This window comes from Craurococcus roseus (genome assembly GCF_039523795.1).
GTDB lineage: Bacteria > Pseudomonadota > Alphaproteobacteria > Acetobacterales > Acetobacteraceae > Craurococcus > Craurococcus roseus.
This window is the reverse complement of the sequence record NZ_BAAAFZ010000055.1, coordinates 1-24,738: the sequence shown is the minus strand read 5'-3', so window position 1 is coordinate 24,738 and position 24,738 is coordinate 1. Positions and strand designations below refer to the sequence as shown.

Annotated in this window: 23 protein-coding genes; 6 read left to right on the top strand and 17 right to left on the bottom strand. The window is 73.0% G+C overall.

Annotation, left to right across the window (positions count from 1 at the left end):
- The 3 genes from ABD067_RS17485 to trxB form a co-directional block, all read right to left on the bottom strand.
- Positions 1 to 974 (bottom strand): alpha/beta fold hydrolase (locus ABD067_RS17485; RefSeq protein WP_343896647.1); only part of this gene is annotated, 974 nt, incomplete at its 3' end.
- A 191-nt stretch (positions 975 to 1,165) separates the two neighbouring features.
- Positions 1,166 to 2,062 carry a LysR family transcriptional regulator gene (locus ABD067_RS17480; RefSeq protein ID WP_343896646.1) on the bottom strand — a complete coding sequence of 299 codons (897 nt, stop codon included), beginning with the start codon at positions 2,060 to 2,062 and terminating at the stop codon, positions 1,166 to 1,168.
- Between the two features lie 8 nt (positions 2,063 to 2,070).
- Positions 2,071 to 3,051, bottom strand: coding sequence for a thioredoxin-disulfide reductase (gene trxB / locus ABD067_RS17475; protein WP_343896645.1), 981 nt, complete (start codon positions 3,049 to 3,051; stop codon positions 2,071 to 2,073).
- A 158-nt stretch (positions 3,052 to 3,209) separates the two neighbouring features.
- Between trxB and ABD067_RS17470 the strand changes: the two genes are divergently transcribed.
- Positions 3,210 to 3,692: an Lrp/AsnC family transcriptional regulator gene (locus ABD067_RS17470; protein ID WP_343896644.1), complete on the top strand. Its 483-nt coding sequence runs from the start codon at positions 3,210 to 3,212 to the stop codon at positions 3,690 to 3,692.
- Here ABD067_RS17470 and ABD067_RS17465 read toward each other — a convergent pair.
- The 6 genes from ABD067_RS17465 to carA form a co-directional block, all read right to left on the bottom strand.
- On the bottom strand, positions 3,689 to 4,585 hold the full coding sequence (locus tag ABD067_RS17465) for an NAD-dependent epimerase/dehydratase family protein (RefSeq protein ID WP_343896642.1): 897 nt from the start codon (positions 4,583 to 4,585) through the stop codon (positions 3,689 to 3,691). The two genes, ABD067_RS17470 and ABD067_RS17465, sit on opposite strands and share 4 nt — an antisense overlap.
- A gap of 33 nt (positions 4,586 to 4,618) precedes the next feature.
- Positions 4,619 to 5,812 (bottom strand): threonine ammonia-lyase, encoded by a 1,194-nt coding sequence (locus tag ABD067_RS17460; RefSeq protein WP_343896745.1) that lies wholly within the window; start codon positions 5,810 to 5,812, stop codon positions 4,619 to 4,621.
- A gap of 19 nt (positions 5,813 to 5,831) precedes the next feature.
- Positions 5,832 to 6,305 carry a transcription elongation factor GreA gene (gene greA / locus ABD067_RS17455; RefSeq protein WP_343896641.1) on the bottom strand — a complete coding sequence of 158 codons (474 nt, stop codon included), beginning with the start codon at positions 6,303 to 6,305 and terminating at the stop codon, positions 5,832 to 5,834.
- Positions 6,306 to 6,413: 108 nt separating this feature from the next.
- On the bottom strand, positions 6,414 to 9,659 hold the full coding sequence (carB, locus tag ABD067_RS17450) for a carbamoyl-phosphate synthase large subunit (RefSeq protein WP_343896640.1): 3,246 nt from the start codon (positions 9,657 to 9,659) through the stop codon (positions 6,414 to 6,416).
- 12 nt (positions 9,660 to 9,671) lie between these two features.
- The gene (locus tag ABD067_RS17445) at positions 9,672 to 10,442 is read right to left on the bottom strand and encodes an SDR family NAD(P)-dependent oxidoreductase (protein WP_343896639.1); all 771 of its coding nucleotides are present in this window, start codon (positions 10,440 to 10,442) and stop codon (positions 9,672 to 9,674) included.
- The gene (carA, locus tag ABD067_RS17440; RefSeq protein WP_343896638.1) at positions 10,439 to 11,842 is read right to left on the bottom strand and encodes a glutamine-hydrolyzing carbamoyl-phosphate synthase small subunit; all 1,404 of its coding nucleotides are present in this window, start codon (positions 11,840 to 11,842) and stop codon (positions 10,439 to 10,441) included. Before carA ends, ABD067_RS17445 begins: the two co-directional genes overlap by 4 nt.
- Before the next feature lie 139 nt (positions 11,843 to 11,981).
- Between carA and ABD067_RS17435 the strand changes: the two genes are divergently transcribed.
- The 3 genes from ABD067_RS17435 (at position 11,982) to ABD067_RS17425 (ending at position 14,123) form a co-directional block, all read left to right on the top strand.
- Positions 11,982 to 12,443, top strand: coding sequence for a GatB/YqeY domain-containing protein (locus ABD067_RS17435; protein WP_343896637.1), 462 nt, complete (start codon positions 11,982 to 11,984; stop codon positions 12,441 to 12,443).
- Between the two features lie 80 nt (positions 12,444 to 12,523).
- Positions 12,524 to 12,937, top strand: coding sequence for a hypothetical protein (locus ABD067_RS17430; protein WP_343896636.1), 414 nt, complete (start codon positions 12,524 to 12,526; stop codon positions 12,935 to 12,937).
- A 382-nt stretch (positions 12,938 to 13,319) separates the two neighbouring features.
- A complete protein-coding gene (locus ABD067_RS17425) occupies positions 13,320 to 14,123 on the top strand; it encodes a DUF3108 domain-containing protein (RefSeq protein ID WP_343896635.1) in 804 nt (267 codons plus the stop codon).
- A gap of 21 nt (positions 14,124 to 14,144) precedes the next feature.
- Here ABD067_RS17425 and ABD067_RS17420 read toward each other — a convergent pair whose 3' ends face one another.
- From ABD067_RS17420 to galU, 4 genes are read right to left on the bottom strand one after another with little or no spacing between them, the layout of a single operon-like run.
- Complete coding sequence (locus tag ABD067_RS17420) at positions 14,145 to 15,512, bottom strand: phospholipase D-like domain-containing protein (protein ID WP_343896634.1); 1,368 nt, start codon at positions 15,510 to 15,512, stop codon at positions 14,145 to 14,147.
- A 32-nt stretch (positions 15,513 to 15,544) separates the two neighbouring features.
- Positions 15,545 to 16,960: a phosphoglucomutase/phosphomannomutase PgmG gene (gene pgmG / locus ABD067_RS17415; RefSeq protein ID WP_343896633.1), complete on the bottom strand. Its 1,416-nt coding sequence runs from the start codon at positions 16,958 to 16,960 to the stop codon at positions 15,545 to 15,547.
- A 33-nt stretch (positions 16,961 to 16,993) separates the two neighbouring features.
- The gene (locus ABD067_RS17410; RefSeq protein ID WP_343896632.1) at positions 16,994 to 18,313 is read right to left on the bottom strand and encodes a UDP-glucose dehydrogenase family protein; all 1,320 of its coding nucleotides are present in this window, start codon (positions 18,311 to 18,313) and stop codon (positions 16,994 to 16,996) included.
- Positions 18,314 to 18,335: 22 nt separating this feature from the next.
- Positions 18,336 to 19,211 carry a UTP--glucose-1-phosphate uridylyltransferase GalU gene (gene galU / locus ABD067_RS17405; protein WP_343896631.1) on the bottom strand — a complete coding sequence of 292 codons (876 nt, stop codon included), beginning with the start codon at positions 19,209 to 19,211 and terminating at the stop codon, positions 18,336 to 18,338.
- 273 nt (positions 19,212 to 19,484) lie between these two features.
- On the opposite strand from galU, the gene ABD067_RS17400 reads away from it, so the two are divergent.
- Both ABD067_RS17400 and ABD067_RS17395 read left to right on the top strand, forming a co-directional pair.
- Positions 19,485 to 19,901, top strand: coding sequence for a VOC family protein (locus ABD067_RS17400; RefSeq protein ID WP_343896630.1), 417 nt, complete (start codon positions 19,485 to 19,487; stop codon positions 19,899 to 19,901).
- A gap of 24 nt (positions 19,902 to 19,925) precedes the next feature.
- Positions 19,926 to 20,438: a YciI family protein gene (locus ABD067_RS17395; RefSeq protein ID WP_343896629.1), complete on the top strand. Its 513-nt coding sequence runs from the start codon at positions 19,926 to 19,928 to the stop codon at positions 20,436 to 20,438.
- A 60-nt stretch (positions 20,439 to 20,498) separates the two neighbouring features.
- Here ABD067_RS17395 and ABD067_RS17390 read toward each other — a convergent pair whose 3' ends face one another.
- The 4 genes from ABD067_RS17390 to ABD067_RS17375 all read right to left on the bottom strand — a co-directional run bounded on the left by ABD067_RS17390 (position 20,499) and on the right by ABD067_RS17375 (position 24,441).
- Positions 20,499 to 21,938 carry a pyridoxal phosphate-dependent decarboxylase family protein gene (locus ABD067_RS17390; protein ID WP_343896628.1) on the bottom strand — a complete coding sequence of 480 codons (1,440 nt, stop codon included), beginning with the start codon at positions 21,936 to 21,938 and terminating at the stop codon, positions 20,499 to 20,501.
- Between the two features lie 13 nt (positions 21,939 to 21,951).
- A complete protein-coding gene (bla, locus tag ABD067_RS17385) occupies positions 21,952 to 22,833 on the bottom strand; it encodes a class A beta-lactamase (RefSeq protein ID WP_343896627.1) in 882 nt (293 codons plus the stop codon).
- Between the two features lie 171 nt (positions 22,834 to 23,004).
- Complete coding sequence (locus tag ABD067_RS17380; RefSeq protein ID WP_343896626.1) at positions 23,005 to 23,730, bottom strand: J domain-containing protein; 726 nt, start codon at positions 23,728 to 23,730, stop codon at positions 23,005 to 23,007.
- Positions 23,731 to 23,736: 6 nt separating this feature from the next.
- Positions 23,737 to 24,441 carry a vWA domain-containing protein gene (locus ABD067_RS17375; protein ID WP_343896625.1) on the bottom strand — a complete coding sequence of 235 codons (705 nt, stop codon included), beginning with the start codon at positions 24,439 to 24,441 and terminating at the stop codon, positions 23,737 to 23,739.
- Positions 24,442 to 24,738 lie beyond the last annotated feature (297 nt).

Here is a 24,738-nt window from a genome sequence, read left to right as displayed (position 1 = left end):
GCGCCGGACGGCAAGGGCGCGTCCGGCCGTTGCAGCCAAGCCGCGATGTCCTCGGCCACCGCCGCGCGGTTGGTGTCGCGCAGCAGCAGGTGGTGGCCCTCAGCATAGTAGGCGATCCGGTGCGGGGCGTCCCCGGGCAGCGCCCGCACCATCCGGCGCACCGGCGCGCCCGCCACCAGCTTGTCCTTGGCGCCGTAGAGGATCAGCGCCGGCGCGCGGAAGCGCGGCGCGGCCGCCGTCGCCTCGTCCATCAGGTCCACCAGGCCGCGCACCATGTCCACGCGGAACTGCTTGAGGGTGAGCGGGTCGCGCGACCAGCGCTCCATCGCCTCCTCGTTGTCGGTGGGCGTGAAGCCGGGCGACGACCCGTAGAAGGCCACCGCCGGGATCAGCCATGACATGGTGTTCAACAGGCGGCCCGCGAAGGCGCCCATGCTTGCCCGGCCGCGCACCGCCGGCGCCAGCAGCACGTAGCCGTCCACCGGCGGCGGCTCCGGCGAGGCGGCCGCGGCCAGCAGCACCGCCACGCCCATGCTCTCGCCCATCATGTAGAGCGGCGCGCCGGGGTGCCGCGCCCGCACCAGCCGCGCCGCGGCCACGGCGTCCGACACGAGCGTCTCCGCGCCGGCCCAATAACCGCGGTGGGGCGCGGCGCCGAAGCCACGCTGGTCGTAGGCGTAGAGCGCGACGCCCTTGGCGTTCAGCAGCGGCGCCGGCAAGTCGAAGGCGTTGCCGGAATGGTCGCCGAACCCGTGCAGGCCGAGCACGACGGCGCGCGGCGGCTCGCCCCCCTCCGGCAGCCAAGCGCGCAACGGCAGCCTGGCGCCGTCCGCCATCACCAGCGCGTCCTTGGCGAGCGCCGCCTGCACCGTCGGCACGCCCGCGGGCCTGACCACGGGGGCGCACGCCGGGGTGGCGGCCAGGGCCGCGAGCAGCACCGCCGACGCCGCCACCGTCCGCCGGGGCCCGGACAAGAAAAAGCCGCCGACCCGTGTTCGGGTCGGCGGCCAAGTCAACAGGGAGGCTTCACGTCTGGGAGACGAGGGGGTCCGGAGCGTGGCCCCGGAAGACCCCGTCCAACTCGTCGTTGGATGGTTGCAATTTAGCCCCGCACGGGCGGGGTGGGTTTGGTGAAATCTCCGGTCCGCCATGCGCGCCATGCATGCTAGCCGGCGGCGCCCGCCGCGAGTTCCGCCACGACGAAGTCGCGGAACACCGCCACGCGCTTCGAATGCCGCAACTCCTCCGGATACACGAAGTAGGCATCCAACCGGGGGCTTTTCACCTCCGGCAGCACCCGCAGGAGCCCGTCCAACTCGGGGCCCATGTACTCCGGCAGGGCCGCCAGCCCGAGGCCGCTCCGCACCGCCCGCAGGATGCCGGTCTGGCTGTTAATCTCCACCGCGGCGCGGCGCGGCGCGCCCGGGCGGCGGCCCGCCTCGACCAGCCAGTTGATCTGGTCGTTGGGCGGGTTGTGGTCCCCCCAGCAGATGATGCGGTGCGCGTCCAGGTCCTCCACCCGCTGCGGGATGCCGGCCGCCTTGAGGTAAGACGGCGCGCCGAAGACCCGCCAGCCGAAGGTCGCGAGGTGCCGCTGGATCAGGTCGGGCTGCCGGGGCGGGTGCATCCGGATGGCCACGTCCGCCTCCCGCATGGCGAGGTCGAGGTCGCTGTCGTCCAGCAGCAGCACCACCGACACCTCGGCGTAGAGGCGCAGGAAGCGGTGGAGGCGGGGGGCCAACCACACGTTGCCGAAGCCGGCGGTGCTCGTGACCTTGAGCCGCCCCGCCGGGCGCTCGCGGCTCTCGGTCAGCAGCGCCTCGGTCATCGCCAGCTTGGCGAAGACCTCCCGGACGGTGCGGTTCAGCGTCTCGCCCGGCTCGGTCAGGATCAGGCCGCGGGCGTGCCGGTGGAACAGCGGCACGCGCAGCGACTCCTCCAGGGCCTGGATCTGGCGTGAAACGGCGGACTGGCTGAGGTTCAGCGTCTCGCCCGCGTGGGTGAAGCTGCCGGCCTCGGCCACCGCGTGGAACACGCGCAGCTTGTCCCAATCGAGCGGCATGGTCCCGCCTAGGTCCAGGCCTCGACCGCGGGCGCGTCGGCCGGCATGTGGGCGAGCCACTTCTCGGCGTCCAGCGCCGCCATGCAGCCGGTGCCGGCGGCGGTGACGGCCTGCCGGTAGATGCGGTCCTGCACGTCGCCGGCGGCGAAAACGCCCTCGACGCTGGTGCGGGTGGTGCCGGGTTCGGTGCGAATGTAGCCGTCGTCGTCCATCCCGACCTGGCCGCGGAACAGCGCCGTCGCCGGGTCGTGGCCGATGGCGACGAAGACGCCGTCGAAGGGCGCTTCCGTCCGCTCGCCCGTCGCCACGTCGCGGAGCGCGAGCGCGCGGACGGCGCGCGCCTTGCCCACCGTGCCGCCCAGCACCTCCTCCGCCACCGTGTTCCACAGCACGCGGACGTTGTTCTTGGCCAGCAGGCGCTGCTGGAGGATGCGCTCCGCCCGGAAGCGGTCGCGGCGGTGGATCACGGTCACCTGGGCGGCTAGGCCGGACAGGTACAGCGCCTCCTCCACCGCGGTGTTGCCGCCGCCGACCACGGCGACGTTCCTGCCGCGGAAGAAGAAGCCGTCGCAGGTGGCGCAGGCGGAGACGCCGAAGCCGGACAGCTCCTTTTCGCCCGGGATGCCGAGCCAACGCGCCTGCGCGCCGGTGGCGATCACCACCGAATCGCCGAGGTAAACGTCCCCGGAATCGCCGGTCGCCCGGAACGGCCGCGCCGAAAGGTCCACGGCCGTGACCACGTCCTCCGCGATGGCGGCGCCGACATGGCCCGCCTGGGCGCGGAACTGGTCCATCAGCCAGGGGCCTTGGATCGCCTCGGCGAAGCCCGGGTAGTTCTCCACATCGGTGGTGATGGTGAGCTGCCCGCCCGGTTGGAGGCCGGCCACCACGATCGGCTTCAATCCCGCGCGCGCGGCGTAGATCGCCGCTGTGTAGCCGGCGGGGCCGGCGCCGATGATCAGGAGGCGCGTGCGGTGGGTGGCGGGCACTGGCTGCTGTTCCCCGGATGGCGGCGACGATAACAGACCGCGTTGATATCGGCGGTTGGGGCCGGCGCCACAAGCCAAAGGCTTGCGACCGCCGAATCCCGCAACGATAGTGCGCGCCGGACGCGGCCCGGGCAACGAATCGGGCGACGAAGGGACGGATGGCGGAGGAGCAAGACCCCTCGCTCGACGACGTGGACCTGCGGCTCCTGGCGGAGTTGCAGGCCGACGGGCGCATGACGAACGTGGAACTGGCGCGCCGGGTCGGCCTGTCGGCGCCCCCTTGCCTGCGCCGCGTCCGCCGGCTGGAGGAGGCCGGCGTGATCCGCGGCTACCACGCCGCGCTGGACCCGGCGGCGCTCGGTTGGGAGGTCACCTTCTTCGCCCTGGTCGGCCTGGAAAGCCAGAAGGAGGCCGTGCTCTCGGAATTCGAGCGGCTGGTCACGGAATGGCCCGAGGTGCGGGAATGCCACATGATTCGCGGCGGCGGCGACTTCCTGCTGCGGCTGGTGGCGCGGGACACGGCGCACGAGAACGCGCTGACGCGGCGCCTCACCGCCGCTAGCCCGGTGGCGCGGGTGCAGACGCTGCAGACCATCCGCACGGCGAAGGAAGAGCCTGGGGTGCCGGTGCCGGGCGATTAACCGACCGGCATCTCGCGCGCTATCCACTCCAACACCGAGCTGTGGCGCGGCGCCCAGCCCAGCGCGCGGGCGCGGCGGCCCCGCACGCGGCTGTTCGAGCCGAGGGCGTAGGTTGCGCGGTCGGGGCCCCATTCCCGGATCGCGTCCTCGATCGGCCAGGGCTGCGGCTCGCCCAAGCCCAGCCTGCGGCCGATCGCGGCCACGATGTCGCGGAACGACGCCTCGCCGTTCTCCACGAACATGAAGCCGCGCGCCTCCGGGTTTTCCAGGACGAGCCGGTACAGGTCCGCCACGTCCTCGATGTGGACGGTGGACCAGACATTAAGGCCGCGCCCGACGTGCCGGGGCACGCCGCTCTTCTTCGCCTGTTGCACCAGGGCCGGCACCTGGATGCTGTCCTGGTGCGGGCCGAGGCCGCGGCCGTAGATCAGGGTGTTGCACAGCACCGCGGACCGCACGCCGCGCTCCGCCGCGCCCACCACGAACCGGTCGATGGCGACGCGCGCGGCCCGGCCGCCGGTGGGCGCGACGGGCGTGTCCTCCTCGAACACCTTGTCCGAGAACTCGCCGCGGGCGTCGTCGCCGACGATGCTGGACCCGGAGGTGTGCAGCAGCGGCTTGCCCGAGCCCGCGAGCGCTTCGACCAGCGCTTCCACGGCGCCGCGGTGGTCGCTGCTGGCGGCGTTGACCACGCCGTCGGCCCGCCTCGCCTCCGCCGCCAGGAGGTCGCGGTCGTCCAGGTCGCCGGGCACCGGCTCGATGCCGAAAGCCCGCACGGCCTCCGCCTTCTCCGGGCTCCGCACCAGCCCGCGCACCGCGTGCCCGGCTTCCGCCAGCCGGGCGGCCACCGAACCGCCGATGTACCCGGCCGCACCCGTGACGAACACCTTCATGCCGGATCTCCTTCCGGGCCTGGGGCCCCCGGGTCAGCCCCGCCGCACCACGTAGCCGCCCGTTTCCAGAGCAGCTACCAAAGCCTCGCCCTGCGGGGCGTCGCGCACCTCCACCATCAGCTCCAGCTCCGCGCTCTGCACGGAGGGCGCGGCGAAGAGGCGCTGGTGCAGCACCTCGATGACGTTGCCTCCCGCCGCCGCGACGCGCGTGGCGATGTCGGCCAGCACGCCGGGCCGGTCCGGGATGTCGAGGTGGAGCCGCAGGATGCGCCCGTCGCGCAGCAGGTTGCGCAGCAGCACGTTGGCGAGGATGCGCGAGTCGATGTTGCCGCCGCACACCGCGGTGCCGACCGCCTTGCCGGCGAAGCGCTCCGGGAAGGCCAGGATGGCCGCGAGGCCCGTCGCGCCCGCGCCCTCCGCCACCACGCGCGCGCCCTCCACCAACAGGGCGATGGCCCGCTCCACCGCGCGCTCCGGCACCACCAGCACCTCGATGCCGAACTCGCGGATCATGGCGAGCGGCACCTCGCCCACATCGCGCACGGCGATGCCCTCGGCGATGGTCGGCCCGCCCACCGACACCGGCTGCCCGGCCAGCCGCTGCGCCATGGCCGGGTAGAATTCGACCTCGGCGCCGAAGATCGGCATCCCCGGCTTGAGGCTACGCGCCGCGGCGGCGCAGCCGGCCAAGAGGCCGCCGCCGCCCACCGGCAGCACCAGCGCGTCGAGTTCCGGCCGGTCCTCCAGCATCTCCAGCGCCAGCGTGCCCTGGCCTGCGATCACCGCCGGGTCGTCGTAGGGATGGACGAAGGCGAGGCCGTCGCGCCGCGCCAGTTCGTGCGCGTGCTCCGCCGCCTCGGCCAGCGTCTCGCCGTGCAGCACCACGCGGGCGCCCCAGCCCTCCGTGCGGACCACCTTGGTCGCCGGGGTGAAGCGCGGCATGACGATGACGGCTGGGATGCCGGCCAGCGCCGCGTGCCGCGCCACCGCCTGCGCGTGGTTGCCGGCCGACATGGCGACCACGCCCGCGACGCCGGGGGGCAGGAGGGCGATGCGGTTGGCCGCGCCCCGCTCCTTGAACGCTCCGGTGGCCTGGAGCGTGTCGAGCTTCAGGAAGACGCGGCAGCCCGCCGCGCGCGACACTGCGTCGGACGGGACGGTCGGCGTGCGCAGGACGGCGCCGCGGATGCGCTCCGCCGCGGCGCGCACCTCGGCCAGGCCGAGCACCGCCGCCATGGCGGGCGCGTCAGCGGAACCGGACGTCGGTGATCTCGTAGGCGCGGGCGCCGCCGGGCGCCGGGACTTCCACGCTGTCGCCGACCTTCTTGCCGATCAGCGCCTTGGCCAGCGGCGAGGAGAGCGAGATCGACCCCGCCTTCATGTCGGCCTCGTGCGCGCCGACGATGCGGTAGGTTTTCTCCTCATCCGACTCCTCGTCGACGATCGTGACGCGGGCGCCGAATTTCACCTGGTCGCCGGACAGCTTGGCGACGTCGATGACCTCCACGGACGGGATCACCGTTTCCAGCTCGGCGATGCGGCCCTCGATGAAGGACTGCCGCTCGCGCGCGGCGTGGTACTCGGCGTTCTCCGACAGGTCGCCGTGCGCGCGCGCCTCCGAGATCGCGCGGATGACGGCCGGGCGCTCCTCTCCTTTGAGGTGCTTCAGCTCCTCCTCGAGCTTCGCCAGACCTTCCGCGGTCATGGGGAATTTCTGCACGGCGAGTTCTTCCTTGCGCCACACTGGTCTTCGCCCGCCGCCGGGAAGGCCGGCGCCGGGACAAACACGAAAAGCGGTGAGGGCAGCTCAGCGCCACCCTCGCCGCCGTCAAAACGAAGGGCTAAAGTACGACTGGAGGGGTGCCACATCAAGGGTCCCGGCCCGCATGGCCCCGATCGCATGGACCGCGGCGCGGGCGCCGGCCGTGGTGGTGTAGTGCGGCACGCCGCCGGTCAGGGCCGAGCGGCGGATGTCGAAGCTGTCCGACACGGATTGCACACCGCTGGTGGTGTTGATCACCAGCTGGATCTCGCCGGACTTGATGGCGTCCACGCAGTGCGGCCGGCCTTCCAGCACCTTGTTCACCACCGCGCAGGCCAGCCCCGCCTCGCGCAGCCGCGCCGCCGTGCCGCGCGTGGCCATCACGGAAAAGCCCATTTCCGTCAACCGCCGCGCGAGCGTGACCGCGGCCCCCTTGTCGGCGTCGCGCACGGAGATGAAGGCCGTGCCGCCCATCGGCAGCTTCACGCCGGCGCCGAGCTGCGACTTGGCGAAGGCCCGCTCGAAGGAGTGGTCGAGGCCCATCACCTCGCCCGTGGACTTCATTTCGGGCCCGAGGATGACGTCCACGTTGGGGAAGCGGTTGAAGGGGAACACCGCCTCCTTCACCGCGACGTGCCCGCTCACCGCGTAGTCGTCCAGGTCGAACTCCGACAAGCGCGCCCCGGCCATGACGCGCGCGCCGATCTTGGCCACCGGCACGCCCGTCGCCTTGGCGACGAAGGGCACGGTGCGGGAGGCGCGGGGGTTCACCTCCAGCACGAAGATACCGCCGTCCTTCACCGCGTACTGCACGTTCATCAGCCCGCGCACCTTGAGCGCGCGCGCCATCGCCGCCGTCTCGTCCTTCAACTCGTTCACCACAGCGGGCGAGAGCGTGTAGGGCGGCAGGGAGCAGGCGCTGTCGCCGGAGTGGATGCCCGCCTCCTCGATGTGCTCCATGACGCCGGCCACGTAGACCTCGCCTGTGGCGTCGGCGACGCAGTCCACGTCCACTTCGATGGCGTCGGCGAGGTACTGGTCGATCAGGATAGGGTTGTCGCCGGAAACGCGCACCGCCTCCTTGCCGAAGCGCATGAGCTGCTCGCGGTTGTGGGCGATCTCCATCGCCCGGCCGCCCAGCACGTAGGAGGGCCGCACCACCACGGGGTAGCCGATGCGCTCCGCCTCTTCGGCCGCTTCCTCAAGGGTGCGCGCGGTGCCGTTGCGCGGCTGCTTCAGGCCGAGCTTCCGCAGCAGGCCTTGGAAGCGCTCGCGGTCCTCGGCGATGTCGATCGCCTCCGCGCTGGTGCCGAGGATGGGGATGCCGGCCCGCGACAGCGCCTGGCTCAGCTTCAACGGCGTCTGCCCGCCGTACTGCACGATGCAGCCCAGCACTTCGCCGCGCTCCTGCTCCTTGCGGACCAGCGCGATCACGTCCTCGCCCGTCAGCGGCTCGAAGTACAGGCGGTCGGAGGTGTCGTAGTCGGTGGAGACCGTCTCCGGGTTGCAGTTGACCATGACGGTCTCGAACCCGGCGTCCCGCAGCGCGTAGGCGGCGTGGACGCAGCAGTAGTCGAACTCGATGCCCTGGCCGATGCGGTTCGGCCCGCCGCCGAGGATCACCACCTTGCGCCGGTCCGTCGGCCGCGCCTCGCAGGCCGGCTGGCCGAAGCCGCCCTCGTAGGTCGAGTACATGTAGGAGGTGTCGGAGCGGAACTCCGCGGCGCAGGTGTCGATGCGCTTGTAGACCGGGCGCACGCCGAGCCGCTCCCGCAGCGCCGGCACCGCCGCCTCGTCCACGCCGGCGAGTTGCGCCAGCCGCTTGTCGGAGAAGCCCAGCGCTTTCAGGCCGCGCATCGCGGCGGCGGACTGCGGCAGCCCGCTCCTGCGCACCCCGTCCTCCGCCCGCACAACGCCCTCGATCTCGCGCAGGAACCAAGGATCGAACTTGCAAGCCTCGTGGATCTCGTCGAGGCCCACACCGGCGCGCATGGCCTGCGCCGCCATCAAAACGCGGTCGGGCCGCGGCGTGGCGAGCGAGGCGTGGAAGGCTTCGGCGCTGCCGTCGCCGGGCGCCGCCACCTCGTCCAGCCCGGACAGCCCCGTTTCCATGCTCCGCAGCCCCTTCTGCAAGGCCTCGGCGAAGGAGCGGCCGATCGCCATCGCCTCACCCACCGACTTCATGGAGGTGGTCAGCGTCGCTGGTGTGCCGGGGAACTTCTCGAAGGTGAAGCGCGGGATCTTCACCACCACGTAGTCGATGGTGGGCTCGAAGGAGGCGGGCGTGACCTCCGTGATGTCGTTCGCCAGCTCATCCAGCGTGTAGCCCACCGCGAGCTTCGCCGCGACCTTGGCGATCGGGAAGCCCGTGGCCTTCGACGCCAGCGCCGAGGAGCGCGACACGCGCGGGTTCATCTCGATCACCACCATCCGCCCGTCGGCCGGGTTGATGCCGAACTGCACGTTCGACCCGCCGGTGTCCACGCCGATTTCGCGCAGGCAGGCGATGGAGGCGTCGCGCATCCGCTGGTACTCGCGGTCGGTCAGCGTCAGCGCCGGCGCCACCGTCACGCTGTCGCCGGTGTGGACGCCCATGGCGTCCAGGTTCTCGATGGAGCAGACGATGATGCAGTTGTCCGCGCGGTCGCGGACCACCTCCATCTCGAATTCCTTCCAGCCCAGCACGCTCTCCTCGACCAGCACCTCGTTGGTCATGGAGGCGTCGAGGCCCGCCGCCACGATCTGCTCGAACTCCTCGCGGTTGTAGGCGATGCCGCCGCCGGTGCCGCCGAGGGTGAAGGACGGGCGGATCACGCAGGGCAGCTTCACTTGGTCCAACACGGCGCGCGCTTCCGCCATGCTGTGCGCGATGCCGCTGCGCGGGCTCTCGATGCCGATCTTCGCCATGGCGTCGCGGAATTTCAGCCGGTCCTCGGCCTTGTCGATCACCTCCGCCTTGGCGCCGATCAGCTCGCAGCCGTACTTCTCCAGCACGCCCGCCGCGTCCAGCTTCATCGCGGTATTGAGCGCCGTCTGCCCGCCCATGGTCGGCAGCACCGCGTCCGGCCGCTCCTTGGCGATGACCTTCTCCACCATCTCCGGCGTGATCGGCTCGACGTAGGTGGCGTCCGCCAGGTCCGGGTCGGTCATGATGGTGGCGGGGTTGGAGTTCACCAGGATCACCCGGTAGCCCTCCGCCCGCAGCGCCTTGCACGCCTGCGCGCCGGAGTAGTCGAACTCGCAGGCCTGGCCGATGACGATCGGGCCGGCGCCGATAATGAGGATGCTCTTGATGTCGGTGCGCTTGGGCATGGGGGAGGGGTCCTAACCTTGCACCGAGAAGCCGCCGTCCACGGGTATCGCCGTGCCGGTGATGAAGGCCGAAGCGTCGCTCGCCAGGAAGGCGGCGATGCCCTCGAAATCGCTCGGGTCGCCCCAGCGCTTCGCGGGCGTGCGCGCGAGCACGTTCTCGTTCAGCCCGCCCATGTCGGTGCGCGCCTTGCGCGTCAGGTCGGTGTCGATCCATCCCGGCAGGATCGCGTTCACCGTGATGCCGTCCGCCGCCCAGGCGGTGGCGAGGGACTTGGTGAACTGCACCACCCCGCCCTTGGACGCCGCGTAGGCGATGTGGAAGGGCAGGCCGAAGATCGACAGCATGGACCCGTTGTTGATCACCCGCCCGCGCCCGCCGCGCTTCAGGTGCGGGTGCGCCGCGCGGCTCGCCAGCATGGCGGAGGTCAGGTTGGTGTCGATGACGGTGCGCCAGTCCTCCAGCCGCTGCTCCTCCGGCCGGCGGCGGATGTTGGTGCCGGCGTTGTTCACCAGGATGTCGAGCCCGCCGAGGCGCGTCGCCGTCGCGTCCACCATGGCGCCGACCGCCGCCTCGTCCGTGATGTCGGCCACCACCGAATCCGCCTTGGCGCCCAGCGCCGAAAGCTCCTGCACCGCCGCCGCGTTCTTCGCCGCGTCGCGCCCGGCCACCATCACCGCCGCCCCGCACCGCGCGAGGCCGCGCGCCAGCCCGAGCCCGATGCCGCCGTTGCCGCCGGTGACAAGCGCCACCCGGCCCGACAGGTCGAACATGCCGCCGCTCATTGGGCCTTCTCCCGCTCGATCAGGTCGGCGAATCGGTGGAACAGGTGCGCGCTGTCGGACGGCCCAGGCGACGCCTCCGGGTGGTACTGCACGGAAAAGGCCGGCCGGTCGGTGGCGCGGATGCCCTCGTTGGAGCCGTCGAACAGCGACACGTGCGTCACCTCCACGCCGTCCGGCAGGCTCTTGTCGTCCACCGCGAAGCCGTGGTTCTGGCTGGTGATCTCGACCCGCCCGGTGGCGAGGTCCTTCACCGGCTGGTTTGCGCCCCGGTGGCCCATCTTCAGCTTGTAGGTCTTGGCGCCCAGGGCCAGCGCCAGGAGCTGGTGGCCGAGGCAGATGCCGAACACCGGCACGCCCTTGTCGAGCACGCCCCGAATGGCCGGCACCGCGTACTCGCCCGTCGCCGCCGGGTCGCCCGGCCCGTTGGACAGGAACACGCCGTCCGGCCCGTGGCGCAGGATCTCCTCGGCGGTGGCCGTCGCCGGCACCACCGTCACCTCCATGCCGGTCTCGGCCAGCGAGCGGAGGATGTTGCGCTTGGCCCCGTAGTCCACCGCCACCACGCGGCGGCGCGGCGCCTCCTGCTTGCCGAAGCCCCGTCCCCAGGCCCAGGTGGTCTCGTCCCAGCGATAGGACTGCCGGCAGGAGACCTCGCGCGCGAGGTCCATCCCCTCCAGCCCCGGCCACGCGCGCGCCTGCTTCCGCAGCGTGGCGAGGTCGAACCGCCCGTCCGCCGGGTGGCACAGCACGCCGTTGGGCGGCCCGCCGTCGCGGATAGCCTGCGTCAGCGCCCGCGTGTCCACGCCGGCGATGCCCGGCACGTCGTGGCTCTTCAGCCAGTCGTCGAGGTGGCGCGTCGCCCGCCAGTTCGCCGGCTCCGTCACGTCCTGCTTCACCACCAACCCGAGGGCGGCGGGCGAGGCCGCCTCCATGTCCTCCGGGTTGGCGCCCACGTTGCCGATGTGCGGGAAGGTGAAGGTGATGATCTGGGCGGCGTAGGAAGGGTCGGTGAGCGTCTCTTGGTAGCCGGTCATGCCGGTGTTGAAGCAGACCTCGCCCACCGTGGTCCGCCGCGCCCCGAAGCCGCGCCCCCAGAACACCGACCCGTCCCCCAGCACCAGAACCGCGGTCGCGCCCTCGGGCACGTCGTCCTTCGGGTCGGTCATGGTCGGCGTCTCCACTGCGGAAGGGGGCGGGGCGGCGGCGGGGCGGGCGAGGGTGGCCGCGCCCGGCATGTCGGACAAGGAAAGCCCGGTGGCGGCGATCACCGCCGGCCAATGGCGCGACGGGATGGCGTGGGCCTGGCGCCACTTGCGGATGGCCTCGGTCCCCACGCCGCATCGGGCCGCGGCCGCCTCCGGCCCGCCCAGGAGGCGCACCACGTCTTCAACGGTCGGCATGGCCGCGAGACTGCCGGAAAATACTTCCCACTACAAGACACAGGAATGGGATGGGAAATTATTTCCCGTCCGGCCGGCTGCCGGTGCGTCCCGGCCTGCTGCGCTGTATGCGCCCGGGCACCCAAAGGAGTTTCCGCCGATGGAACTACGCAGCCGCTTCACCGAGGAGATGAAGGCCGCCATGAAGGCCGGCGACGCGCCCCGCACCTCCGCCGTCCGCATGATCATCGCCAAGCTGAAGGAGGTGGACATCGCCGCTCGTCCCTCCGGCGTGGACAAGGTGCCGGACGAGCAGATCGTCTCCATGCTACGCGGCATGGCCAAGAGCCGCCGCGAGAGCGCGGACCTCTACCGCCAGGGCAACCGCCCGGAGCTCGCGGCCAAGGAAGAAGCGGAGATCGCCGTGATCGAAGGTTTCCTGCCGCAACAAATGGATGAGGCGGCCATGGCCGCAGCGGTCCGCGAGGCGGTGGCCGAAACCGGCGCGGCGAGCGTCAAGGACATGGGCAAGGTCATGGCCGCGCTGCGCGCCCGCCACGCCGCCACGCTCGACATGGCCAAGGCCGGGCCGATGGTGAAGGCGGCGCTCGGCTCGGGTTGAGGCGGGCCGAACCGCCCCGCCGCCCCGGCGTTGCCGGAGCCGAACGCGACGGCACCGGCGCCGCTCGCCAGGAGAACGGCATGAACGCAATCTCTCTGTCCCGCGGCCTCGGCTGGTTCAGCGTCGCCCTCGGCGCGGCGGAGCTCCTCGCCGGCCGCCGCATGGCCCAGGCGCTCGGCATGGAGCACCGCACGCCCTTGTTCCGCCTCTTCGGCCTGCGGGAGATCGCGGTCGGCCTCGGCATCCTGACGCGCCCCAGCTCGCCCGCGCTGCTCTGGGCCCGCGTCGGCGGCGACGCGTTGGACCTCGCCGCGCTGGCCGCCGAAGGGCTGCGCCGCGACAACCCGCGGCGGACGGAGGTGGACATCGCCATGGGCATGGTCGCCGCCGTCACGGCGCTCGACATCCTGTGCGGCTACCGCTTGCAGGAGCGCGAATCGCGCCGGCACCGGATCTCGGTGGAAGCGCGCGCGCGCCTCGCCGGCGCGGCCTGAAGCCGGATCGGCGGCGGCCGCGGCCCGCGCGGGCGGGGCGAACGAGCGCCGTCAACCGAGGTCGACGCGTCGCTTCCGCCGGGCGGACGGCGAGCGGACCGGCGACGGCCGCCGCCAGCCGGTCGCGGGCGGTCGGGCCGCTCCGGTGCGGCCGCGGCGGGGTTTGAAGGGGAGGCCCGGGCATCCGCCGGGCCTCGGCGTACCGCCGGCCGAGCCTCCCGCACCGGCCGCCCGTCCGGCCTCGGCAGACGGTGCCGAGCCTCGTGGACGGAGTGCTGCACGCGGTCCCGCCCCCGTCGGCAGGCCCTTCGCCGCGGGGCTCGCGCGGCGATCCGCTCCGCCGGACGTTGCCCCGCTCCGCCGCCGATCCCATCCTTTCGCCATGACCCCCCGCCCGGCCATCGCCGCCGCCGTTTCCGTCGCCGCCCTGGCGCTCGCCCCTCTTCCCGCCCGCGCGGAAGCGGTTCTGGCGCGCTACGATGTGCGGGCCGGCGGCCTTAACGTGATGCGTGTGGAGGCGCTGTTCGACCTTTCGGGCCCGCGATACCGCGTGCAAACGCGGGCGCGGCCGGTGGGCGTCGGCGCGGCCTTCGCCGGCGGCGGCGAGCAGGTGAGCGTCACCGAAGGGAGCTGGCGCGGCCCCGATCCCTTGCCGCGGCGCCACAGTTCGGAAGGCGAGTGGCGCGGCGGGCGGCGGGCGTTGCATCTCGACTACGCCCCGCCCCCCGGCGGCGCCCCGCTGCTCCGCGTGCTGGAACCGCCGCTGGAGCCGGAGCGCGAACCGGTGCCGGAGGCGCTGAAGCGCAACACGGTGGACGTGCTGTCCGCGATGGCGAAGCTGCTCCGCGCGGTGGCGCAGACCGGCCGCTGCGACGGCGAGGCGCCGGTTTACGACGGCCGCCGCCGGTCCGACTTCCGCGCCTGGACCGAGGGCCTGGACGAGTTGCCGCGCGGCAAGGGCGCCTTCGCCGGCCCGGCGCTGCGCTGCGCCTTCTCCGGGCGCTTGGTCGCCGGCCGCCACGCGGCGCAGGAGCGGGACGGCCCCGAGCGCCCGCCGGTGGTGGCGTGGGTGGCGCGTCCGTTGCCGGGGCGGGCGGCGGTGCCGGTGCTCATCGAGGTCCCGACCCCCTGGTTCGGCACCGTCCGCGCGGTGTTGGCCTCGGCGGAGCCTGTCGGCGGCTCGTGACCGCGCCGCGCCGGGCCGCGGTCAGAGCAGGTCCGTCAACGGCCAGGCCAGCAACTCCTTGAAGCGCTGGCCGACGCCGCGCCGGCGCCACCCTTCCAGCGTCACCGGCTCCGCGCGGGCCGCCACGCGCCCCATGGCCGTTTCCAGCGAAGCGCCCAACTCCGGCCCGAGCAGCACCGCGTCCACCTCGTTGTTCCAGGCGACGCTCCGCCGGTCGAGGTTGGACGAGCCGACCGCCGACCAAGCGCCGTCCACCACCGCGATCTTGGCGTGCAACACGCTGTCCTTGACCTCCCAGATCCGGACCCCGGCCTCCAGCAACGGCCCGTAGGACGCGCGCTGGGCGTGCGTGGCCGGCGGCGTGTCGGTCACGCCCGGCAAGAGCAGGTGCACCTCCACGCCGCGCCGCGCGGCCCGCGCCAGTTCGTCGATCTCCCGGAGCGTAGGGACGAAGTAGCCGGTGCAGAGCCGGATGGTGCGGCGCGCGTCCGCGAACGCGGCCAGGCGCGCGACGTGGAAGCGCGGCTTGCCCTCGCCGGGCTCGCTGCCGAACACGCGCATGGCGGTGCCGCCCGCTTGCCCGGTCGGCGGGAACCAGTCGCGGTCCGGGAGCGGGCCGCCGCCCTGCTTCCCCCAGGTGTCGAGGAAGAGCCGTTGCAACGCCGCCACCGCCGGGCCCTCGACGCGGATGGCGACATCGGCCCAGCAGGCGTCGTCCGTGCTCTCGACCGGCTCGTCCGGGGGGATGTTGCTGCAAGAGTTCTCGTATACGGGGTCGAAGTTCACCCCGCCCATGCCCGCGACGCGGCCGTCCGCGATGGCGATCTTGCGGTGGTCGCGCGCGTTGGGCCGCCAGGCGCCGCGCGCCTCGAAGGGGTTGGCCGGGTTGAAGGACAGGAGGTTGGCCCCGGCCCCGCGCAGGGAGTCGAGCGCGGCGCGCGGCGTGTCGGCGGAGCCGATGCTGTCGTAGATGATCGTGACCGCGACCCCTTGGCCGAGCTTCCGGCGCAGCAGGTCGAACAACGACGGCCCGGTGTCGCCGGGGAGGCGGACGTCCTGGAGGATGAAGAACTCCAGGTTCACGTGGTCCCGGGCCGCCTCGATCTCGCGGAACAGCGCCCGGAACGTCCGGCGGCCGCCGTAGATGGGCGTGACCTTGTTGCCGGGCAGCACCGGCGCGCTGGCCATGGCTTCCCGGAACAGGAGATCGTCCTCGATGGCGCCGGCGCCGCCGTCCGGCAGGTCGTGGAAGTGCGCGCAGCCCGCCGCCGCCGCGAGCGCCGCCGAGCCCGAGAGCAGCGCCGCGCCGCAGCCGCGCCGGGTCACGGGCCGCCGCGCCGCGCCGTCCGCCGCCAGGTGCCCCGCCGGTGGGCGGGGGTGCCCGGGCATCGCCGCCGCCGTCGCCGGCGGCACCGACCCGCTCAGTGCCCCGCGTTCTCCCCCGAGAAGTCCGGCGCCGCCAAGCCGCTCGCCTGCAACTGCTTGGAGAGCTGCGCCTTCAGCCGCTCCAACCCGGCCTCGCTGCTGGCCTCGCAACGGGCCACCAGCACCGCCTGGGTGTTGGAGGCGCGGAGCAGCCACCAGCCGTCGTCCGTCAGCACGCGCACGCCGTCCACGTCCTGCACGGTGGCGCCTTCCGCGGCGAGGCGTTCCTTGACCTCGCGCACGACGGCGAACTTGCGGTCCTCCGAGCAGTCGAAGCGGAGTTCGGGCGTGTTGATGACCTGCGGCAGCGCCGCCCGCACGGCGGAGAGCGGCCCGTCCATGCGCGCCACGATGCCGAGCAGGCGCAGGGCCGAGTAGGGCGCGTCGTCGAAGCCGTACCACTTGTCGGCGAAGAAGATGTGGCCGGACATCTCGCCGGCCAGCGGCGAGCCGGTCTCCGCCATCTTGGCCTTGATGAGCGAGTGGCCGGTCTTCCACATCAGCGGCTCGCCGCCGGCCTTGGCGATCTCGTCGAACAGCACCTGGCTCGCCTTCACGTCGGCGATGATGGTGCCGCCGGGCTTGCTCTTCAGCACGTCGCGCGACAAAACCACCATGAGCTGGTCGCCGAACAGGATGTGGCCCTGGTCGTCCACCACGCCGATGCGGTCCGCGTCGCCGTCGAAGGCGATGCCGAGGTCGGCCTTCTGCGTCGCCACCTCCTCGATGAGCTGTTCGAGGTTCTTGGGCACCGTCGGGTCCGGGTGGTGGTTGGGGAAGGTGCCGTCCACCGTGCCGTTGATGACGAAGTGCTCGCCCGGCAGCTTGGCCGCCAGCAGCTTGGTCACGTCGCAACCGGAGCCGTTGCCCGGGTCCCAGACCACGCGGAGCTTGCGGTCGCCGCCGTCGTAGTCGCGCAGGACGCGGGCGACGTAGTCCTCCGCGATGTCCACCTGCCGGTCGCTGCCCTCGGTGGAGACGGGCACCACGTCGCCCTCGGCGGCCATGCGGCCGATCTCCTGGATCTGGGCGCCGAAGAACGGCTTCTTGCCGATCATCATCTTGAAGCCGTTGTAATCGGGCGGGTTGTGGCTGCCCGTCACCATGGCGGCGCCGTCGGCCTCCAGCGCGTAGGCCGCGTAGTAGAGCATGGGCGTTGCGACCAGGCCGACGCGCAGCACCTCCAGCCCGCAGGCGCGCAGGCCCGCCACGAGCTGCGGCTCCATGTCGGGGGAGGACAGGCGGCCGTCGTAGCCCACCGCCACCTTGGACCCGCCGTTGCGCACGATGACCGAGCCGAAGCAGCGGCCGATGGCGAAGGCGTCCTCGGGCTTCAAGGTGTCGCCCACGATGCCGCGTATGTCGTACTCGCGCAGCACGGTCGGGTTGAAGCGGTGGTTGAAAACGGTCATCGCATGTCCTCGGGAACCTTCACCGCCGACGTATCAGGGGCGGCCTATGGAATGGTAGCGAAATCCCGCGGCGCGCATCGCCTCCGGGTCGTATACGTTGCGGAAATCGAGCACCACGTCCCCGCGCATCGCTTCGCGCAGCCGCGCCGAGGACAGGGCGCGGAACTCGTTCCATTCGGTGAGCAGCACCAGCGCGTCGGCTCCCTTGGCGGCGTCCAGCGCGTTCGCCGCGTAGTGCACGCCCGCCGGCAGGAGTTGCCGCGCCGTGCCCGTGCCGGCCGGATCGAAGGCGCGCAGCTTGGCGCCGGCGGCTGCGAGCGGCGGCAGCACGGACAGCGAAGGCGCGTCGCGCATGTCGTCCGTTTCCGGCTTGAAGGTGAGGCCGAGCACGGCGACGGTCTTGCCGGCCACGTCCCCGCCCAGGGCCGCCACCACGCGCTCGGCCATGGCGGCCTTGCGCTCCTCGTTCACGGCGATGGTTGTCTCGACGAGCCGCACCGGGCTGCCGGCGTCCGCCGCGGTGCGGGCCAGGGCCAGGGTGTCCTTGGGGAAGCAGGAGCCGCCGTAGCCGGGCCCGGCGCGGAGGAACTTGCGCCCGATCCGCCCGTCCAGTCCCATGCCGCGCGCCACGTCGTGGACGTCGGCGCCGACCCGCTCGCACAGGTCCGCCACCTCGTTGATGAACGTCACCTTCATGGCGAGGAAGGCGTTGGCGGCGTACTTGGTCAGCTCCGCCGTCTCGATGGAGGTCGCCACGATCGGCGTCTCGATCAGGTAGAGCGGCCGGTACAGCCGCTTGAGCACGGCCAGCGCCCGCTCGCCGCCCGGCCCGTCCCCGGTGCCGATCACCACCCGGTCGGGCCGCATGAAGTCGCCGATGGCGCTGCCTTCGCGCAGGAATTCCGGATTGGAGGCGACCTCGATGGGGAGGTCCGGCCGCGCCGCCCGCACCACCTCGCGCACGCGCCGGCCGGTGCCGACCGGCACGGTGGACTTCGTCACCAGCACCAACGGCCCGGCCGCGGCGCGCGCCACCTGCTCGGCGGCGGCGAAGACGTAGGACAGGTCGGCGTGGCCGTCGCCGCGGCGGGACGGCGTGCCGACCGACAGGAACACCGCGTCCGCGCCCGCCATCGCCTCCGCGAGGTCGGTGGTGAAGCGCAGCCGCCCTTCGCGGGCGTTGTCCTCCACCAACCGGTCGAGCCCCGGCTCGTAGATCGGGATGCGGCCCTCCCGCAGGCCGGCGACCTTGGCCGCGTCGGTGTCCACCAGGCGCACCTCGACGCCGAACTCGGCGAAGCAGGCGCCCGAGACGAGGCCGACATAGCCGGCCCCCAGCATGGCTATCCGCACGTCTGAGCCTCCGCCGGGATCGTCAGGCGTAGCGCTTGAGGAACTCGCGCACCGCCGGCGCCATATCGGGCCGCTTCAGCGCGAAGGCGATCTGTGCTTCCAGGAACCCGGCCTTGTCGCCGCAGTCGAAGCGGCGGCCCTCGTAGCGGAGGCCGTGGAAGGGCTGCTTGCCGATCAGGCTCGCCATGCCGTCCGTGAGCTGCACCTCGCCGCCGGCGCCGCGCTCCATGCGGGCGAGGTGGGCGATCACCTCCGGCATCAGCACGTAGCGGCCGATGATCGTCAGGTTGGACGGCGCCTCCTCGGGCGGCGGCTTCTCCACCAAGCCCTTCACCGAGACGAGCCGCCCCTTGTCCTCCGCCACGTCCAGCACGCCGTACTTGTTGACGCGCTCCCGCGGCACCTCCTCGATCGCCACCACGTTGCCGCCCGTCTCCCGGTAGGCGTCGGCGAGCTGCTTGGTGGCCGGGGTGTCGCAGAGCATCAGGTCGTCGGGCAGCAGGATGGCGAAGGGGTCGTCGCCGATGAAGGCGCGGGCGCACCAGATGGCGTGGCCCAGGCCCATCGGCACCTGCTGGCGCACCGTGACCAGGGAGCCGGGCTCCATCGCCATGGCCCGCAGCTCGGCCAGCGTCTCGGTCTTGCCGCGCTCCTCCAGGGTGCGCTCCAGCTCGAAGGCCACGTCGAAGTGCTCGACGATGGAGGTCTTGCCGCGGCCGGTGATGAGGCAGAACTGCTCGATGCCCGCCGCCCGGGCCTCCTCGATCGCGTACTGGATCAAGGGCTTGTCCACCACCGGCAGCATCTCCTTCGCCAGCGCCTTGGTGGCGGGGAGGAAGCGGGTGCCGAGGCCGGCGACGGGCAGGACGGCCTTCTTGAGCGGCTTCAGGGCTGACACGGGGCCTCCTGGGGGCGGGTACTCGGTGTGACGAATGGATGCGGCGCCGGTGCGGCGCCGCTGGCGGCAGGAGTGCCATGCGGCGCCGGTCCGGAGCAAGGCGGGTGGGCGGGTCCTGAGCGGGGTTTGGCCTCCCTGGAGATGCTCCCGCGGCGGGTGCATCGGAAAGGCCCCGACCGCGGCGGATTTCGGTCGGAGCGGTTTAGTTATTTTTCTTGACTATATAGTTACTAAATGTAATTTCTAACGCCGCCCATTCAGAGAAGGAACGCCATGCAGGTCCAACCCTACCTGTTCTTCGAAGGCCGGGCCGAGGAAGCGCTCGGGTTCTACCGGGAGGCGCTCGGCGCCGAGGTCACGGCGCTCATGCGCTTCAAGGACAGCCCCGACCCGCTCCCGCCGGGCATGGTCCCGCCCGGCGCGGAGGGGAAGGTCATGCACGCCGAGTTCCGCGTCGGCGACGCCACGCTCATGGCCAGCGACGGCCGCTGCTCGGGGCAGGCGCGGTTCGGGGGCGTGTCGCTCTCGCTCTCGGTGCCGGACGAGGCGACGGCCGACCGGCTATTCGCCGCGCTGGCAGAAGGCGGGCAGGTGCAGATGCCGCTCGGGAAGACCTTCTTCTCGCCGCGCTTCGGCGTCGTCGCCGACCGCTTCGGCGTGTCCTGGATGGTCGTCGCAGCCGCCGCTTAGGGCGCTTTCCGATCAGCGGGCACCGTGGCCGGCGTTGGCGCGGCGGCCGCCGCGGTCCTGGGGCGGGTGGAGGTCGAGGGCGCGGCCGCGATTGATCAGATCGGAGACAAGGCGATGCGTGTCATGGTCCTGGTGAAAGCGACGAAAGACAGCGAAGCGGGCGTCATGCCCTCGACCGAACTCCTCGCAGCCATGGGCAAGTACAACCAGGAACTGGCCGACGCCGGCGTCCTCCTGGCCGGCGAGGGCCTGCATCCTTCGGCGAAGGGGAAGCGCGTGGCCTTCGACGGCCCCGGCCGCACCGTCGTCGACGGTCCCTTCGCCGAGGTCCGCGAACTGGTCGCCGGCTTCTGGCTCTGGGAAGTCAAGGACATGGCCGAGGCCGTCGAGTGGGCGAAGCGCTGCCCGAACCCGATGCCCGGTCCGAGCGAGATCGAAATCCGGCCGGTCTTCGAGGCAGCGGATTTCGGCGATGCGCTGACGCCGCAAGCCGCCGAACAGGAACGCCGCCTCCGCGAAAAGGCGGCCGGCCGCTGAGCCGCCCTGCCGGGCGGAGGGCGGCGGGCCTGCCGGGGAACCCGGCGTCGGGCCGGGGTCTCAGCCGATCGAGCGCGGACCCCGGCTCTCGACCTCCGCCGCTTCGAGCATGACCCCCCAGAGCGCCGCCACATCGGCCCGCTCCGTCGCCTCCGCGCCGACGGACACGCGCACCATCCAGCGGCCGTCCAGCGCCGCCGGCGTGAGGTAGGCCGCGCCGGAGCGGTTCACCCGCTCGGCCCAGCCCAGCGTGTGCCGGTCCAGCGCCTCGCCTCCCAGGCCGGGCGGTTCGTGGCGCAGGCAGACCGTTTGCAGAGGGACCGGCGCCAGCACGCGCCAACCGGGCGCCGCTTCCGCCTGCTCCGCCAGCCAGCGCGCGTTCCGCATGTCGCGCCGCAGCCGCTCGCGCAGCGCCTCCACGCCCTGCTCGCGGATGGCGAACCACAGCTTGAGCGCCCGGAACCGGCGGCCGAGCGGGATGCCCCAGTCGCGCAGGTTCTTCACCTGGCCGTCCACCGCGCTCTGGAGGAAGCTCGGGTTGGTGGACATCACCCGCACCAGGTGCTCCGGGTCGCGCACGAAGTAGAGCGAGCAGTCGAACGGGACGCCGAGCCACTTGTGGCCGTTGAGCACGAGGCTGTCCGCGCCCTCGATCCCGTCCCACATCCAGCGGCACTCGGGCAGGATCATCGCGCTGCCGGCCATCGCGGCGTCCACGTGCAGCCACAGGCCGCGGCGCCGAGCGACCTCCGCGATCGCGCCCACCGGGTCGAGCGCCGTGGTGGCGGTGGTGCCTGTGGTGGCGACGACGGCGCAGGGGCGCAGGCCCCGCGCCTCGTCCTCCCGAACCATCGCTTCCAGCGCGTCGGCGCGCATGGCATAGGCTTGGTCGAACGGCACGAGGCGGATCGCCTCCCGCCCGAAGCCGGCCAGCAGCGCCGCCTTGTCCACCGAGCTGTGGCTGTGCGCGCACGCGTACACCGCGAGCGGCTTCGGCTCCGCCTGCAAGCCGCCGCGCGCCATGCCGTAGCCCGTCGCCCGCTCCCGCGCGCAGACCAGCGCGACCAGGGTGCTGGTGGAGGCGGTGTCCTGGATCACGCCGCTCCAGGCGCCCGACAGGCCGACCATCCGGCGCACCCAGTCGGTCGTGACCTCCTCGACCTCCGTGACGGCCGGGCCGGACTGCCACGACAGGCCGACCACGCCGAGCCCGGTGCTCACAAGGTCGCCCAGCACGCCCGCGAGCGGCGCGTTGGCCGGGAAGTAGCCGAAGAAGCGCGGGGACTGCCAATGCGTGATCCCCGGCATCACGATTCGGTCGAGGTCGGCCAGCACCGCCTCCATGCTCTCCGGCCGCTCCGGCGGGTCGGCGGGCAGGCGCGACCGGACTTCGCCGGGCGCCACCTGCGCCATCACCGGATGGCTGGCGATGTTCTCGCGGTAGTCGGCGATCCAGTCGACCAAGCGGTGGCCCAGGCGGCGGAACTCGTCCGGCGTCATGCGCGGCTCCCCATCAAACGGCGGACGCGAGCCGCCCGACCTCCGCCAGCACCGCGTTCCGCTCGTCGGCGGAGGCCCCCGCTTCGGCGTAGTAGGCCGTCACCAGGATGGGCGCGCGCCCCGGCGGCCAGATGACGGCGATGTCGTTGGTGGCGTTGCGCTCGCCGGTGCCCGTCTTGTCGCCGACCGTCCAGCCCGCCGGCACGCCGGCGCGCAGCCGCTTGTCCCCCGTCTTGTTGGCGACGAGCCACGCCGCCAGCCGCGCGCGCGACGGCGGGGAAAGCGCGGCCCCGAGCACGGTTTCGCGCAGGACGCCGAGCATCGCGGCCGGCGTGGTGGTGTCGCGCGGGTCGCCGGGCGCGGCCTCGTTCAGCTCGGTTTCCCGGCGGTCGAGCCGCGAAACGCCGTCGCCGAGCGAGCGCATGTAGGCGGTCAGCCCCGCCGGCCCGCCGAAGCCGTCGAGCAGCAGGTTCCCGGCGGTGTTGTCGCTGAGCGTCACCGCGGCGTCGCAGATCTCGCCGACTGTCATGCCGCCCGCGCCGCCGGCGTGCTTCTCGGTGACGGGCGAATAGGTGACGAGTTGGTCCCGCCCGTAGGAAACCCGACGATCTAGGCTCTCCTCGACCCGGTCCACCCGCGCCAGGACAAAGGCGGCGGCGACGAATTTGAACGTGCTCGTCATGGCGAAGCGCTCGTCGCCGCGGTGCGCGGCGACGGAGGCGTCCGGCGCTGCCGTGTCGAGGACGGCGACGCCGAGGCGCCCGCCGTGCCTCCGTTCGAGCCCGGCGACGCCGTCCAGCAGCGCCGCGCGCCGCCCATCGGCGGCGGCCGGTTGATTCGACGCGGCCGGCGCGGCGAGCAACGCGCCGGCCAGCAACCCCCGGCGTGGGACCATGGCCATTCCCCCTGCGATGGCTTCGGCGTTTCCGCCGGGCGCCAGACCCGTTCCGGCCTGGCTGCGGCCCGGCCATGCGCGCCCTGGGTGTTCCCGCCCAGGACGACCGCGGGCCAACCCTCTCCCGTCCCGTCCCCGGCCGCAACCCGCCGGCCCGGCGTCCAACGGGCGTCAGGGCATGAGCACGTCGCGCGCCTCGTTGAGCCGCGCCGCCATCCAATCGCTGCCGCCGCTGTCCGGGTGCGCGGCGCGCATCAACCGGCGGTGGGCGGCCTTGATCTCCGCTTCGGACGCGCCCTCCGCCAGACCGAGCACGGCCAGGGCCTCCTGGCGGGTCATCGGGCCGCTGCCGGGCGCGGCCGTCCGCGCGCCTTCCGCGCCGCCGCCGTGCCCGTCGTCCTCGCGCCAGTGCGGGTCGGCGCGGTCCAGCCACGCTTCCAGCAGCGGCACGCTGTCCGGGTCGCCGGTGCGGCACGCGGCGAGCAGCGCCAGCAGCTCCGTCCGCGACAGCTCCGCCAACTCGCGCCCGGCCTGCGGCCCGACGCGGACCCGGCCGCTCATCCGGCCGCTGGCGTGGTCGAGGCGCATCTCCAGCGTGGTGGTTTCCACCCGGCTCTCGCCGCCGCCGCTCTCGCCCCCCGCCGCACCGGCGCCGAAGCGCCGCGCCGCGCGCCGGTTGTGCCACCAGCGGTAGGCGAAGGGCGCCAACAGCCCGGCCAGCCCGACCAGTTGCGGCGCCCGCCCGGTGAACAGCATCAGCAGCACGACCGCCGCCGCCAGCAGCCCCGCGAACCAGACCAGCCCTTGCCGTATGGCCGAAGCGGGCGCGTTCGCCAGGAGGCGCAGCAGCCACACCCCGAACAGGAGCGCGCCGGCGCCGAGCGCGACCCAGACCACGGCGCGCTACCGCTTCGGCGCGGGCAACTGCCCGGCGATGGCCCGCGCCGTGCCCCCCGGCAAGCGCGTCAGCGCGTCGCGCCCGCCGGCGGCGTAGACCGCGACGGCGCGCAACAGGTCGCGCAGCGTCGCGGCGCTGGACGCATCGAAGGGCGCGTAGGCGCCGCCGGAGAGCTGCGCGATCTGGCGCAGCGCCTCGCCGGCCTTGCGTTCGCCGCCCTCGTGGAAGGCGAACACCGGCAGGCCGCGCAGGCCGAGCTGCCCGGCGCCGTGGCAGAGCGGGTCCACCGGCTCCTCCACCGCGTCGCCCACGAACACCAGGGCGTGGACGCGCTCGCGCGCGGTCTCGTTCAAGGCGTGCTCCAGCACCTTGCCGATCTGGGTCAGCCCGCCCAGGCACCGCACGCCGGCCATGCGGCGGGCCAGGTCGGTGGTGTCGGACAGGAAGGGCGTGGCGGCGAACTCGCCGAAGCCGCGGTAGTAGGCGAGCTGCACCTCCAGGCCGCCGAGGTCGCGCGTGGCGGCGAACATCTCCGCTTGCAGGTGGCAGGCGCGGTCCCAGGTGGGCTGGCGCGACGCGGTGGCGTCCACCGCGAAGAGGAGGCGGCCGCGGCGGCCGTTCGCCGGGCGTGCCCGGGGCATGGTCTCGACCTTGCGGAGGAAGGCCGAAACGGCGGCGGAAGCGGCCGGCTTGGCGGGCAGGTCGGTCATGGCGTTGAGATGGGCCGCGCCGGGCCCCCGCGCCAGGGTGCGGTCGGCCGGCGCGCGGCGGCGCGCACTGGCGACGGGGCGCGGATGCCACCACTATGCCGGGACCACGGCGGCAGCGGCGCCAAGCGGAGGGGAAGCGCGCATGGTACGGTTCGGACGCTCGGCGCTGCTGGGGGCGGTTCTCCTCGCCTGCGGACCGGCCTCGGCCCAGGTGAAGCCGCCGCCGTCCGGGGACGCGGCGCCGGTTGAGAAGTTCGCCACGCCGCCGCCCGACAAGTTCGCCACGCCGCCGGCGCC